Genomic DNA, 13,535 nt, shown 5'->3' on the forward strand with positions numbered 1-13,535 from the left:
GAACAGGCCGCCGCAGGCATCCAGGGGCGCGGGGAACTGCGCACAACGCCCGCCCCCACCGGACCCGCACAGGCACCGTCAAACCGCCGGAGGCCACCGCGGCGCCCGCCGCTCATTGAACGCCGCCACCCCCTCCGCCCGATCCCCCGAGAACGCCACCGCCCGCCACGCGGCGTCCTCCACCTCGAGCCCGGCCCGCAGGTCCAGCCCCTGCCCGAGCCGCAGCGCCCGCTTCGCCGCCCGCAGCCCCACAGGCGAGTTCGCGGCGATACGGGCCGCCAGTGAAAGCGCCTCCGCCCGGTCCTCCCCCGCCTCCACCAGCTGATCCACCAGCCCCAGCCGACGCGCCTCCTCCGCCTCCACCCGCCGCGCCGTGAAGATCAGCTCCGAAGCCCGCGCCGCCCCCACCCGCCGAGGCAGCAACTGCGTCCCCCCACCCCCGGGGATCACCCCCACCGACACCTCCGGCAACCCCACCACCGCCGTACGGTCGGCCACGATCAGGTCGCACGCCAGCGCCAGCTCGAACCCCCCACCCAACGCGAACCCGTGCACCGCGGCGATGGTCGGCACAGGCAACTCCAGCACCCCCGTGTACGCCCCCCGGGCCACCGGCCGCTGCCGCAGCAGCTCCGCGTCACTGAAGGAGTTCCGCTCCTTCAGATCCGCCCCGACACAGAACGCCCGCTCATGCGTGGAGGTCACCACGACAACCCGCACCTCCTCATCACCCCCCAGCGAGGCGCAGGCGGCGGCGACGGACCGCGCCATCTCCGTGGAGACCGCGTTCATCGCCTTGGGCCGATCGAGAACCAGCTCGGCGACAGTCCCCTCCCCATGCCGCCTCACCAGCACGAACTCCCCGAACCGCTCCTCACCCATGACACTCTCCCAGTTAACGCGGGTTAACAAGAACGCTCCGATCATCGCAGCCCCACCCCCTCCGCGAAAGGTTCCCGCCGACCCACCCCGACACCCCGTACGAGTGACATCCCGCCCAACTCCTCACCCACCGCCCACACCAGCGCATAACGTGCGCCCCGCCACGGCGCACGGGGGCGCAGGCACAGGGGAGGAAGCATGACGGCGACGACAGGACCGACGGACGGCACCGGCACGGGCACGGGCACCGACCCCACCACCCGCCTGTTCGGACCACGCGGCCGCCACCGCAAGCCCCGCCCCCGCAAGGCCCTGCTCGCGGCGGGCGGCCTCGCCCTCGCCGCCGGCGCCCTGAGCCTGGTGCGGATGACCCCCGACGCGGGAGTGGGCGGCTTCGGCGCGACGGAGGCGGATCCCCAGGCCGCCCCGGGCACGGACACGGACATCGACGCCGGCCCGGACCGAGCGACGAACGCCGCCGCGACCGTGGGCTCCGTCCCACAGGCGAGCCCGTCGTCGACCACGGCGATGGGCGGGGTCTCCGCGAGGACCACACCGGGCGCCTCGCAGGCCCCGACGGGATCCGCGACGGCCGTACCACTGCCCCTCGCGGCGGTCCCGACGACGATCCCGGAGGCGCCGAACACCCCGGCACCGACCCCCACGGCGTCCACCACGCCCCACCCACCGGCGACGACCACGGCCCCACCACCGGCCCGGACCACGCCCCCACCGGCACCGGCACCCACACCACAGCCCACTCACACGACCCAGCCCGCACCCGGCCTGTGCGTACCGGTCATCGGCCTGTGCGTGCAGCAGCGCGGTTAGGAGGGAGCCACGTCCCTGCGGGTCAGCAGCCAGGGCTCGACCACGCCCAGCCCACGCACCGGCCGCTGCCACATCGGCTGGAGCGCGAAGCGGTACGTCGGCGGCTCCTCGCCCTCCTTCTCGGCGGTGGCCGCGGCCTCGGCCGCCTCCGCCTCGGAGGCGGGCGCCTCGCCGGTGCGGATCAGTTCCTCCGCGAAGGCGCTGTCGACGAGAACCGCGTCGCGGGGAGCTATCGAGGTCAGCCGAGAGGCGAGGTTCACCGTCGTACCGAAGACATCACCCATACGGGTGGTCACCGTGCCGAAGGCGATGCCGACGCGCAGCTCGGGCATGGTCTCGTCGTTCGCCATGGTCTCGATCAGCCGCAGGGCGATCTCGGCGGCCACCGCCGCGTCGTCGGCCGCGTACAGCACCTCGTCACCGAGAGTCTTGATGAGCCGCCCGCCGCGCGCGGCGACGAGGTCGGCGGCGGTGGTCTCGAAGGCCTCGACCAGCTCGCCGAGCTCCTCCTCCTCCATACGGCGGGTCAGCCGCGTGAACCCGACGAGGTCGGCGAAGCCGACGCACAGCCGCCGGTCGACCATCTCCTCGTCGTCGGCGGCCTGTACGACCCGCCCTGCCGAGGCGGAGAGCTGGCGGCGCCAGACGTAGACGAGGAACTCCTCCAGCTCGGGCAGGAGCAGCTCGATGATCGGGTAGGTCACCTCGGTGCGGGTCATGCCGGGTTCCGGGGGGTCGGTCAGGCCCTCCAGGAAGGAGTCGATCTGCCACTCGGCGAGCCGGGCGGTGGTCTGCCCGGTGGACCGCGCCACCTGTACGGCCATGGCCTCGCTCAGCAGCCCCGCCTCGACGAGACCGGCGAGCCGGCGCAGCGCGAGGACGTCCGCCTCGGTGAAGGCCTTGGCCTGGCCGACGTCGGCGAAGCCCATCGCCCGCCAGAAGCGGGTGGCCAGCTCCATGGAGACACCGGCGGTGCGGGCCGCCTGAAAAGGGGTGTAGCGCCGCTCCGCGCCGAGGATGAGCTGCTCGAGACGCACGGCGAGCGGGTGCGGGGTCGCGTCCGCGCCGGAGCCCGTGTCGTCTGCGGTCACGCCTGCTGCCCTTCCGATCTGTCACGGCCAGGTATCGACCGGCCTCAACTGTACGGCAGGTGTGCGGTACCTCACGTCCTCACTCCGTCAGGTGGGACAGCTCCGCTCACGCCGGTCGCAGGTGGACGATGTCTCCTGCCCCCACCGGCTCCTGTACGCCCTCCTCCGTCGCGATCACCAGACGGCCGTCGCCGTCCACCGCGACCGCCTCGCCGACCAGTGAGCGGTCACCCGGCAGCTCCGCCCGTACCGTCCTTCCCAGCGTCGCGCACCCCGCCGCGTACGTCTCCTGGAGACCGCTCACCGTCGGGTCGCCCGCCGCCGCGCGCCAGCGCTCGTACCACTCCTCCAGAGAGCGCAGGACGGCCCGCAGCAGGGGGTCCCGGTCCGTGCTCACCGCTCCGGCCAGCGCCAGCGAACCCGCGGTCGGGACCGGCAGCTCGTCCTCCCGGAGGGTGACGTTGATGCCCACGCCCACGACGACGCCGTCCTCGCCCGCCCGCTCCGCGAGGATTCCGCCGGCCTTGCGTTCCTCGCCGCCCACGGTCACGAGCAGGTCGTTGGGCCACTTCAAGGCCGTATCGACACCCGCGGCCCGTGACAGCCCCGTCGCCACCGCCACCCCCGTCAGCAGCGGCAGCCAGCCCCAGCGGGCCACCGGCACATCGCCGGGCGTCAGCAGAACGGAGAAGAACAGGCCCGACCGCGGCGGTGCGGTCCACCGGCGGTCCAGGCGGCCCCGCCCCGCGGTCTGCTCCTCGGCGACGAGGACCGCACCCTCGGCCGCCTTGCCCGCGGCGGCACGGGCGACCAGGTCGGAGTTGGTGGAGCCGGTGCCGGCCACCACCTCGAAGCCGGACCACAGCCCGCCCTCCCGCACCAGCCCGCGGCGCAGCGCGGCCGCGTTGAGCGGCGGCCGGTCGAGGTCCGACCAACGGCTGTCGTCTCCTGAAACATCTCGCGGCGTCATGCAAGCCACCCTAGGTGTGTGAAACGCCGCACTGCTGATTCCTAGGGGCACCACTACTCTACGGATGAGTAACCGTCCCCCCTTTTGAGCAGGCAGGGAGCCGCGATCCCGATGTCCGAGCCGGAAGCGACCGACATTCACACCACCGCGGGCAAGCTCGCGGATCTCCAGCGTCGTATTGACGAGGCGACGCACGCCGGCTCCGCACGCGCCGTCGAGAAGCAGCACGCCAAAGGCAAGCTGACGGCCCGTGAGCGCATCGAGCTCCTCCTCGACGAGGGTTCCTTCGTCGAGTTGGACGAGTTCGCCCGGCACCGCTCCACCAACTTCGGCCTGGAGAACAACCGCCCCTACGGCGACGGTGTCGTCACCGGCTACGGCACGGTCGACGGCCGCCCCGTCGCCGTGTTCTCCCAGGACTTCACCGTCTTCGGCGGCGCGCTGGGCGAGGTCTACGGCCAGAAGATCGTCAAGGTGATGGACTTCGCGCTGAAGACCGGCTGTCCGGTCATCGGCATCAACGACTCCGGCGGCGCCCGGATCCAGGAGGGAGTGGCCTCCCTCGGCGCCTACGGCGAGATCTTCCGCCGCAACACCCACGCGAGCGGTGTCATCCCGCAGATCAGCCTGGTCGTCGGTCCCTGCGCCGGCGGAGCCGTGTACTCCCCGGCGATCACCGACTTCACGGTCATGGTCGACCAGACCTCGCACATGTTCATCACCGGCCCCGACGTCATCAAGACGGTCACCGGTGAGGACGTCGGCTTCGAGGAGCTGGGCGGCGCCCGCACCCACAACTCGGTGTCCGGCGTGGCCCATCACATGGCCGGGGACGAGAAGGACGCCATCGAGTACGTCAAGCAGCTGCTGTCGTACCTGCCGTCCAACAACCTCTCCGAGCCGCCGGTCTACCCGGAGGAGGCGGACCTCGCGATCACCGACGAGGACCGCGAGCTGGACACGCTCGTCCCGGACAGCGCGAACCAGCCGTACGACATGCACACGGTGATCGAACACATCCTGGACGACGCCGAGTTCTTCGAGACGCAGCCGCTGTACGCGCCGAACATCCTCACCGGCTACGGCCGCGTCGAGGGCCACCCGGTCGGCATCGTGGCCAACCAGCCGATGCAGTTCGCCGGCTGCCTCGACATCACCGCGTCCGAGAAGGCGGCGCGCTTCGTCCGCACCTGCGACGCCTTCAACATCCCGGTGATCACCTTCGTCGACGTGCCGGGCTTCCTCCCCGGCGTCGACCAGGAGCACGACGGCATCATCCGCCGCGGCGCCAAGCTGATCTACGCCTACGCCGAGGCCACGGTCCCCCTGATCACGGTGATCACCCGGAAGGCCTTCGGCGGCGCCTACGACGTCATGGGCTCCAAGCACCTCGGCGCGGACCTCAACCTCGCCTGGCCGACCGCCCAGATCGCCGTGATGGGCGCCCAGGGCGCGGTCAACATCCTGCACCGCCGCACGATCGCGGAGGCGGAGGCGGCCGGAGAGCTGGAGGCGACCCGCGCCCGACTGATCCGGGAGTACGAGGACGCCCTCCTCAACCCCTACATCGCGGCCGAGCGCGGCTACATCGACTCCGTGATCATGCCGTCGGACACCCGCCGCCACGTGGTCCGGGGCCTGCGCCAGCTGCGCACCAAGCGCGAGTCCCTGCCCCCCAAGAAGCACGGCAACATCCCCCTCTAGCCCTGCCGGGAGCCGTCATGAACATCAAGGTCGTACGGGGTAACCCCACCCCGGAGGAGCTCGCCGCCGCCCTGGCGGTGGTCCGGGCACGCGCCGCGGCGGCGACGACAACGCCGTCCGGCGCCGAGGAACAGAGCGCCGCGTGGTCCGACCCGTCACGGATCGCGGGCCACCGCCTGCCCCAGCCAGGGCCCACCTCATGGGCGCGCACCTACTGGCCGGGGTAGGGCGGCTGACCCGTCGGAGAAGTTGAGTACGCGTACTCAGGCGCCCTCCCAGAAATCGCCGCACGCTGGAAACCATGCTGTGGTCCGACCCCGAGAACGAACCGCCCAAGGAACTGCGCGACACGCAGGAGATGCTTCGGCGCCTGAGCATCTTCCTGGCGCTGGCCATGGTGCTCGCGATGATTGTGATCGGACTACGCTGACCGCATGACCGACCAGCCGCGCCGCCGACTCGTCCTCGCCTCCCAGTCACCCGCTCGCCTGAACCTGCTGCGGCAGGCCGGCCTCACTCCCGAGGTACTCGTGAGCGGGGTCGACGAGGACGCCGTCACCGCCCCCACCCCCGCCGATCTCGCGCTCGCCCTCGCCGAGGCGAAGGCCTCCGTCGTGGCTGCGAAGCCCGAGGTCAAGGGCGCGCTGGTGATCGGCTGCGACTCGGTGCTCGACCTGGACGGCGAGGCACTGGGCAAGCCGGCCGACGCCGAGGAGGCGACGGCCCGCTGGAAGTCCATGCGCGGGCGCGCGGGCACCCTGCAGACCGGCCACTGCGTCTACGACACGACGAGCGGCCGGTATGTCTCCGGCGTCGCCTCGACCCTCGTCCGCTTCGGCGAGCCGACCGACGACGAGATCGCCGCATACGTCGCTTCCGGCGAACCCCTCTATGTCGCGGGGGCGTTCACCCTGGACGGCCGCTCGGCCCCGTTCATCGAGGGCATCGACGGCGACCACGGCAATGTGATCGGCCTCAGCCTGCCGCTGCTGCGCCGGCTGCTGGCCGAGCTCGGCGTCGGCATCACGGAGTTGTGGGCGCCGGCGGAGACGTGAGCGGCGAGCCGCCGGCCCCCTGAGGGCTCTCCGGCTCCTTGGGACCCTCCGGGCCACCCGGACCCTGCGCGTCCTGCGGCTCCGCCGCGACGGGCCCTCGCCGTGCGTCGTAGGTCACCAGCACGAGCACGATCAGCCCGAGCATCACGATCATGAAGACGAACTGGGGCCAGCCGATCAGCGCCCAGGCGACCGCGCCCAGCAGGCCGTGCACCACGGCGGCGCTGATCAGCAGGACCCGGCCGAGCCCGGCGGGCTGCCGGTCGCGTACCCCCACCAGCAGGGCGACCAGCGCGCACAGCGCGAAGTAGAGGCCGAAGACGACCCCGCCGATCTTCGAGGACATCGACATCGCGTCCGGGTCCAGACCCGCCAGCGACATGTTCTGCGCGTCGACGAGATTGCCCATGAGCCAGTTCAGCATCGCCACGCCGAGAGCCTCGACGAAGAGAACGACCGCCACGACCCACGCCACCGGCCTGCGGATCACCGGTCCCCACCCACTTTCGAGCCATGCTCCGGATACCCGACGTACGTTCAATACAGCGCGAACGCTACTAACGGGTAAACCCCGGGACAAGGGTTCGGCCGCAGGCAAAGATTCATTGGGCCATTCGTAGGGACTCCACAAAGAAACGGAGTGGTCCGCAGCACGCTCTCACAGAGACCTTGGCCACAGAGGAGGGCTAGGGTTTCCGGGAGGAGTCCTGCGTAACGAGGTGCGACAAGGGATTTCGCGGGTCGGGCAAGCTCCGCATCACGCTCCGTGTGGGGAAGCTCACCACAGGGGATGGGTCGAAGAGTCGTGTCGGCAGTCCCTAAACTCGGCTTGTTTCAAGGAGGGAGCCTCAATCGTGCGCAAGGTGCTCATCGCCAACCGTGGCGAAATCGCTGTCCGCGTTGCCCGGGCCTGCCGGGATGCCGGTATCGCGAGCGTGGCCGTGTACGCCGACCCGGACCGGGACGCTCTGCATGTCCGCGCCGCGGATGAGGCGTTCGCCCTGGGCGGTGACACCCCGGCCACCAGCTATCTGGACATCGACAAGGTCCTGGGTGCCGCGCGCGAGTCGGGCGCGGACGCCATCCATCCCGGCTACGGCTTCCTCTCCGAGAACGCCGAGTTCGCTCAGGCGGTCCTGGACGCGGGCCTGATCTGGATCGGCCCGCCCCCGCAGGCCATCCGCGACCTCGGTGACAAGGTCGCCGCCCGGCACATCGCCCAGCGGGCCGGCGCCCCGCTGGTGGCCGGCACCCCGGACCCGGTCTCCGGTGCCGAGGAGGTCGTCGCCTTCGCCAAGGAGCACGGCCTGCCGATCGCCATCAAGGCCGCCTTCGGCGGTGGCGGACGCGGCCTGAAGGTGGCCCGCACCCTCGAAGAGGTCCCCGAGCTCTACGACTCCGCCGTACGCGAGGCCGTCGCCGCGTTCGGCCGCGGCGAGTGCTTCGTCGAGCGCTACCTCGACAAGCCCCGCCACGTGGAGACCCAGTGCCTGGCCGACACCCACGGCAACGTGGTCGTCGTCTCCACCCGCGACTGCTCGCTGCAGCGCCGCCACCAGAAGCTGGTCGAAGAGGCCCCCGCGCCCTTCCTGTCCGACGCCCAGGTCGCCGAGCTGTACGCGTCCTCCAAGGCCATCCTCAAGGAGGCCGGCTACGTCGGCGCCGGCACGGTGGAGTTCCTGGTCGGCATGGACGGCACGATCTCCTTCCTGGAGGTCAACACCCGCCTCCAGGTGGAGCACCCGGTCACCGAGGAGGTCGCCGGCATCGACCTCGTGCGCGAGATGTTCCGCATCGCCGACGGCGAGGAACTCGGCTACGGCGATCCCGAACTGCGCGGCCACTCCTTCGAGTTCCGCATCAACGGCGAGGACCCGGGCCGGGGCTTCCTGCCCGCGCCCGGCACGGTCACCCGCTTCGAGGCGCCGTCCGGCCCGGGCGTCCGCCTGGACGCGGGTGTCGAGTCCGGCAGCGTCATCGGCCCCGCGTGGGACTCCCTGCTGGCCAAGCTGATCGTCACCGGCGCCACCCGCGAGCAGGCCCTCCAGCGCGCCGCCCGCGCCCTGGAGGAGTTCCAGGTCGAGGGCATGGCCACCGCCATCCCCTTCCACCGCAAGGTGGTCACCGACCCGGCGTTCGCCCCGGAGCTGACCGGCTCCGGTGACCCGTTCACGGTCCACACCCGCTGGATCGAGACCGAGTTCGTCAATGACATCAAGCCCTTCGCCACCCCCACCGAAACCGAGGCCGACGAGGACGCGGACCGCGAGACGATCGTCGTCGAGGTCGGCGGCAAGCGCCTGGAAGTCTCCCTGCCGGTCTCCCTGGGCATGTCGCTGGCCCGCACCGGCCTCGCCGCCGGGGCCAAGCCCAAGCGCCGCGCGGCCAAGAAGTCCGGCCCCGCCGCCTCCGGTGACACCCTCGCCTCCCCGATGCAGGGCACGATCGTCAAGATCGCCGTCGAGGAGGGCCAGGAGGTCAAGGAGGGCGACCTCGTCGTCGTCCTCGAAGCGATGAAGATGGAACAGCCCCTCAACGCACACAGGGCCGGCACCATCAAGGGCCTGTCCGCGGAAGTCGGCGCGTCGATCACTTCGGGCGCGGCGATCTGCGAGATCAAGGACTGAGCAGTCGTACGACATCTCGAGGCGCCCGGCGGACTGGAGCAATCGGTCCGCCGGGCGCCTCGTTCACAGCCGAAGCGTGCGGCAGCTCAGCCGTACCGGAGCTTCAACACGCGACCTCAGCAGCTCATCGTCGCCTGAGATCCGCCACCCGTGCCCGCTCCGCACCCGGAATCGGGTCACCCAGGGCCGTGGCCGTTCGGAGAGCGGGGCCCGGTGAGGGGACCTGACCGCGGCGGGGCCCCGGCAGGGGCACGTCCCGGCGCTGTTGCTGCCGCGCCGGGACCTGATCACCCCCCGGTGCTCCCGACGCGCCGGCCACGGCGATCTGCACCCCCTGGTCGGCGAGCGCCTGGAGTTCCGTGGCGGCCCGGTCGTCGTGGGCCGGGGGCTCGTCGGTGACAAGCCGGGTGATCAGGTCCGTCGGCACGGTCTGGAACATCGTGTCCATACCGAGCTTGGTGTGGTCGGCGAGGACCACGACCTCCGCGGCGGCCTGCACCAGCGCCCGGTCCACGGACGCCGACAGCATGTTGGACGTGGAAAGACCGCGCTCGGCGGTGAGCCCGCTCCCGGAGAGGAAGGCCCGCGAGACCCTGAGCCCCTGGAGCGACTGTTCCGCCCCCGAACCCACCAGGGCGTAATTGGAACCGCGCAGGGTGCCGCCGGTCATGACGACCTCCACCCGGTTGGCATGGGCGAGCGCCTGGGCCACCAGAAGGGAATTGGTCACTACGGTCAGCCCGGGAACCCGGGCGAGCCGGCGCGCCAGCTCCTGGGTGGTGGTACCCGCCCCCACCACAATGGCCTCGCCTTCTTCTACGAGGCTCGCGGCGAGATCGGCGATGGCCGTCTTCTCGGCGGTCGCGAGATGCGATTTCTGCGGAAAGCCGGACTCCCGCGTGAACCCGCCCGGCAATACCGCACCGCCATGCCGGCGGTCGAGGAGTCCTTCTGCCTCCAGTGCGCGCACGTCCCGCCGTACGGTCACTTCGGAGGTCTGGACGACGCGGGCGAGCTCACGGAGCGATACAGCCCCGTTGGCTCGCACCATTTCGAGGATCAATTGGCGACGTTCTGCAGCGAACACGAAACTGACAGTAACGCCAACGACCGTCTGCTTTCAGCTGTTTGCGCCGAATAGCAGAAGATGTTCGCACAGCTGGGCGGGAAGTGGTATAGGGCCTAATCCCCCCGCCTATGCCGCGCGAATGGTCGACAACTCCCTGTGACCAGGCAGGAATCGCTTTCGGCCGTCAGGCTCCCCCGGTCTCCTTGCGTGTGTGCAGCTGTCGTGCCACCTCGGCGATCGACCCCGAAAGGGAGGGGTAAACGGTGAAAGCGTTCGCGATCTGTTCGACCGTCAGATTGTTGTCGACCGCGATCGAGATGGGATGGATCAGTTCCGAGGCGCGGGGCGAGACGACGACACCGCCGACGACGATCCCGGTCCCGGGCCGGCAGAAGATCTTGACGAAGCCGTCGCGGATGCCCTGCATCTTCGCGCGCGGGTTGCGCAGCAGCGGGAGCTTCACGACCCGGGCGTCGATCTTGCCGCCGTCCACGTCCGCCTGCGAGTAGCCGACGGTGGCGATCTCCGGGTCGGTGAAGACGTTCGACGAGACCGTCTTCAGGTTCAGCGGGGCCACCGCGTCACCGAGGAAGTGGTACATCGCGATACGGCCCTGCATGGCGGCCACGGAAGCCAGCGCGAACACCCCGGTCACGTCACCGGCGGCGTACACACCGGGAGCCGAGGTCCTGGACACCTTGTCGGTCCAGATGTGCCCGGACTCGCGCAGCTTGACGCCCGCTTCCTCCAGCCCCATGCCGGCGCTGTTCGGAATGGCACCCACGGCCATCAGACAGTGCGACCCGCTGATGACCCGCCCGTCCGCCAGCATGACCTCGACCCGGTCCCCGACCCGCTTGGCGGACTGCGCCCGGGTACGCCCCATGACGTTCATGCCGCGCCGCCGGAAGACGTCCTCGAGGACCGCGGCCGCGTCCGGGTCCTCCCCGGGCAGCACCCGGTCCCGCGAGGACACCAGCGTCACCTTGGAGCCGAGCGCCTGATAGGCGCCGGCGAACTCGGCACCGGTGACACCGGACCCGACCACGATGAGCTCTTCCGGCAGCTCGGTGAGGTCGTAGACCTGGGTCCAGTTGAGGATGCGCTCGCCGTCGGGCTGGGCGTCGGGCAGCTCACGGGGGTGCCCACCGGTGGCGATGAGCACGGCGTCGGCGACGAGCGTCTCCTCGCTCCCGTCGGCGGCCCGCACCACGACCTTCCGCGACCCGTCGAGGGCCTGCATGCCCTCCAGGCGCCCACGCCCGCGCAGCACCCGGGCACCGGCACGCGTCACGGAGGCGGTGATGTCGTGCGACTGAGCGAGGGCGAGCCGCTTCACACGCCGGTTGACCTTCCCCAGGTCGACGCCCACCACCCGGGCGGCCTGTTCCAGCGGTGGGGTGTCGTCGGCGACGATGATCCCCAGTTCCTCGTACGACGAATCGAAGGTCGTCATGACCTCGGCCGTAGCGATAAGGGTCTTCGACGGCACGCAGTCGGTCAGCACCGACGCTCCGCCCAGACCGTCGCAGTCGACGACGGTCACCTCCGCGCCGAGTTGGGCGGCCACCAGGGCCGCCTCGTATCCGCCGGGTCCGCCACCGATGATCACGATCCGAGTCACGTACTCCATTGTCCCGCACGACCCGAGGTGCTACGGCCTCGGGGGCGTCCCGAGATGCCACTGTTACGGGAGAGACGCCGGGGAACGCTGCCGTACCCTCGACCCATGTCGCTCTACGCCGCTTACGCCGGCAACCTCGACGCGCGGCTGATGACCCGCCGCGCCCCGCACTCGCCGATGCGCGCCACGGGGTGGCTGAACGGGTGGCGGCTGACCTTCGGGGGCGAGCACATGGGCTGGGAGGGCGCACTCGCGACGATCGTCGAGGACCCTCTCTGCCAGGTGTTCGTGGCGCTCTACGAGATCGCGCCCGCCGACGACGAGTCGATGGACCGCTGGGAGGGCGTGGGCCTGGACATCTACCGCCGCACACGCATCCGCGTCCACACCCTGGAGGGCGAGGAGCAGGCCTGGACGTACGTCCTGAACGGCTATGAGGGCGGTCTGCCCTCCGCACGTTATCTGGGCGAGGTGGCCGACGCGGCGGAATCGGCGGGCGCGCCCCACGACTACGTCATGGAACTCCGCAAGCGCCCCTGCTGAATCACACAGGTCACCGGCGTCACACAGTTGGTTGGAAACGACAAGACAACGATCGCCATCCCGTCAGCTCTGTCATCTACGCGCGTAGGCCCGGACCGGCTACCCTCATCCGCGTGAACGCATCTCTTCTTCCGGACGACATCCAGGGCGACCCGCATGCCGCCGCCGACGCCGCCGCCGCGCGCCTGCGCGAACTGACCGGCGCCGAGACCCACGACGTCGCCCTCGTGATGGGCTCCGGCTGGGCACCGGCCGTGGACGCCCTCGGTGCCCCCGACGCCGAGCTCCAGGTCACCGAGCTGCCCGGTTTCCCGCCGCCGGCGGTGGAGGGGCACGGCGGCAAGATCCGCTCGTACAAGATCGGCGAGAAGCGGGCCCTGGTCTTCCTGGGCCGCACGCACTACTACGAGGGCCGCGGTGTCGCCGCCGTCGCCCACGGCGTCCGCACCGCCGTGGCCGCCGGCTGCAAGACCATCGTCCTCACCAACGGCTGCGGCGGCCTCCGCGAGGGCATGCGCCCCGGCCAGCCGGTCCTGATCAGCGACCACATCAACCTCACGGCCACGTCCCCGATCATCGGCGCGAACTTCGTGGACCTCACGGACCTCTACTCGCCCCGCCTGCGTGCCCTGTGCAAGGAGATCGACCCCAGCCTGGAGGAGGGCGTCTACGCCCAGTTCCCCGGCCCGCACTACGAGACCCCGGCGGAGATCCGCATGGCCCGCGTCATCGGCGCGGACCTGGTGGGCATGTCGACGGTCCTCGAAGCGATCGCCGCGCGCGAGGCGGGGGCGGAGATTCTGGGTATCTCGCTGGTGACGAACCTCGCCGCGGGTATGACGGGTGAGCCGCTGAACCACGAGGAGGTTCTTCAGGCGGGCCGTGACAGCGCGACGCGGATGGGTTCGCTGCTGGCGCAGGTGCTCGGGCGGATCTAAGAGACGCATTCGGATATGCCGGGTTCGGTCGTCGGGCGGCCGCGGCCCGGCGGGGGCTGGTCGCGCAGTTCCCCGCGCCCCTGAGTGGGTCCAGTCGCCGACGGCGGGAAGGGGACGGGGTGGGGGGGTGTCCGCCCGCAGCGGCCGGCGTCCCGCACCGAGCACCACTCAAGGGACCGAGCCGCCGGACCGAGGACGGAC

The 13,535-nt window shown here is 70.9% G+C and carries 14 protein-coding genes; 8 read left to right on the forward strand and 6 right to left on the reverse strand.

The annotated features are described in order from the left end of the window. Window positions 1–78: 78 nt before the first annotated feature. Window positions 79–882, reverse strand: a complete 804-nt coding sequence (locus RNB18_RS50390; RefSeq protein WP_311720847.1) for an enoyl-CoA hydratase/isomerase family protein — start codon at window positions 880–882, stop codon at window positions 79–81. A 198-nt stretch (window positions 883–1,080) separates the two neighbouring features. Here RNB18_RS50390 and RNB18_RS50395 point away from each other — a divergent pair, with 198 nt between their 5' ends. After that, window positions 1,081–1,713 carry a hypothetical protein gene (locus RNB18_RS50395; protein WP_311720848.1) on the forward strand — a complete coding sequence of 211 codons (633 nt, stop codon included), beginning with the start codon at window positions 1,081–1,083 and terminating at the stop codon, window positions 1,711–1,713. Here the strand turns inward: RNB18_RS50395 and RNB18_RS50400 are convergent. Both RNB18_RS50400 and RNB18_RS50405 read right to left on the reverse strand, forming a co-directional pair. Beyond that, complete coding sequence (locus RNB18_RS50400) at window positions 1,710–2,804, reverse strand: adenylate/guanylate cyclase domain-containing protein (RefSeq protein WP_311720849.1); 1,095 nt, start codon at window positions 2,802–2,804, stop codon at window positions 1,710–1,712. The genes RNB18_RS50395 and RNB18_RS50400 overlap by 4 nt on opposite strands. A gap of 106 nt (window positions 2,805–2,910) precedes the next feature. Further along, the gene (locus tag RNB18_RS50405) at window positions 2,911–3,774 is read right to left on the reverse strand and encodes a biotin--[acetyl-CoA-carboxylase] ligase (protein WP_311720850.1); all 864 of its coding nucleotides are present in this window, start codon (window positions 3,772–3,774) and stop codon (window positions 2,911–2,913) included. Between the two features lie 111 nt (window positions 3,775–3,885). Here RNB18_RS50405 and RNB18_RS50410 point away from each other — a divergent pair, with 111 nt between their 5' ends. From RNB18_RS50410 to RNB18_RS50425, 4 genes are all read left to right on the forward strand, one after another. Continuing rightward, window positions 3,886–5,478 (forward strand): acyl-CoA carboxylase subunit beta, encoded by a 1,593-nt coding sequence (locus tag RNB18_RS50410; RefSeq protein ID WP_311720851.1) that lies wholly within the window; start codon window positions 3,886–3,888, stop codon window positions 5,476–5,478. Between the two features lie 17 nt (window positions 5,479–5,495). Further along, window positions 5,496–5,705 (forward strand): acyl-CoA carboxylase epsilon subunit, encoded by a 210-nt coding sequence (locus RNB18_RS50415; RefSeq protein ID WP_311720852.1) that lies wholly within the window; start codon window positions 5,496–5,498, stop codon window positions 5,703–5,705. Window positions 5,706–5,779: 74 nt separating this feature from the next. Continuing rightward, a complete protein-coding gene (mmpB, locus tag RNB18_RS50420) occupies window positions 5,780–5,908 on the forward strand; it encodes a morphogenic membrane protein MmpB (protein ID WP_088245423.1) in 129 nt (42 codons plus the stop codon). A gap of 4 nt (window positions 5,909–5,912) precedes the next feature. Next, entirely contained in the window at window positions 5,913–6,533 is a 621-nt protein-coding gene (locus RNB18_RS50425) for a nucleoside triphosphate pyrophosphatase (protein WP_311720853.1), read from the forward strand. Here RNB18_RS50425 and RNB18_RS50430 read toward each other — a convergent pair. Continuing rightward, entirely contained in the window at window positions 6,502–7,023 is a 522-nt protein-coding gene (locus RNB18_RS50430; RefSeq protein ID WP_311720854.1) for a hypothetical protein, read from the reverse strand. The genes RNB18_RS50425 and RNB18_RS50430 overlap by 32 nt on opposite strands. 364 nt (window positions 7,024–7,387) lie before the next feature. On the opposite strand from RNB18_RS50430, the gene RNB18_RS50435 reads away from it, so the two are divergent. Next, a complete protein-coding gene (locus tag RNB18_RS50435; protein WP_311720856.1) occupies window positions 7,388–9,160 on the forward strand; it encodes an acetyl/propionyl/methylcrotonyl-CoA carboxylase subunit alpha in 1,773 nt (590 codons plus the stop codon). Window positions 9,161–9,284: 124 nt separating this feature from the next. Here the strand turns inward: RNB18_RS50435 and RNB18_RS50440 are convergent, their stop codons facing one another. Together RNB18_RS50440 and RNB18_RS50445 are read right to left on the reverse strand one after the other, a co-directional pair. Continuing rightward, window positions 9,285–10,247 carry a DeoR/GlpR family DNA-binding transcription regulator gene (locus RNB18_RS50440; protein WP_311720857.1) on the reverse strand — a complete coding sequence of 321 codons (963 nt, stop codon included), beginning with the start codon at window positions 10,245–10,247 and terminating at the stop codon, window positions 9,285–9,287. Window positions 10,248–10,413: 166 nt separating this feature from the next. Continuing rightward, a complete protein-coding gene (locus RNB18_RS50445; protein WP_311720858.1) occupies window positions 10,414–11,862 on the reverse strand; it encodes an NAD(P)H-quinone dehydrogenase in 1,449 nt (482 codons plus the stop codon). Between the two features lie 96 nt (window positions 11,863–11,958). On the opposite strand from RNB18_RS50445, the gene RNB18_RS50450 reads away from it, so the two are divergent. Both RNB18_RS50450 and RNB18_RS50455 read left to right on the forward strand, forming a co-directional pair. Continuing rightward, a complete protein-coding gene (locus RNB18_RS50450; protein WP_057607686.1) occupies window positions 11,959–12,396 on the forward strand; it encodes a gamma-glutamylcyclotransferase in 438 nt (145 codons plus the stop codon). Window positions 12,397–12,509: 113 nt separating this feature from the next. Continuing rightward, a complete protein-coding gene (locus RNB18_RS50455) occupies window positions 12,510–13,334 on the forward strand; it encodes a purine-nucleoside phosphorylase (protein WP_059204730.1) in 825 nt (274 codons plus the stop codon). Window positions 13,335–13,535: the final 201 nt, after the last annotated feature.

This window comes from Streptomyces doebereineriae (assembly GCF_031845645.1).
Taxonomy (GTDB): domain Bacteria; phylum Actinomycetota; class Actinomycetes; order Streptomycetales; family Streptomycetaceae; genus Streptomyces; species Streptomyces canus.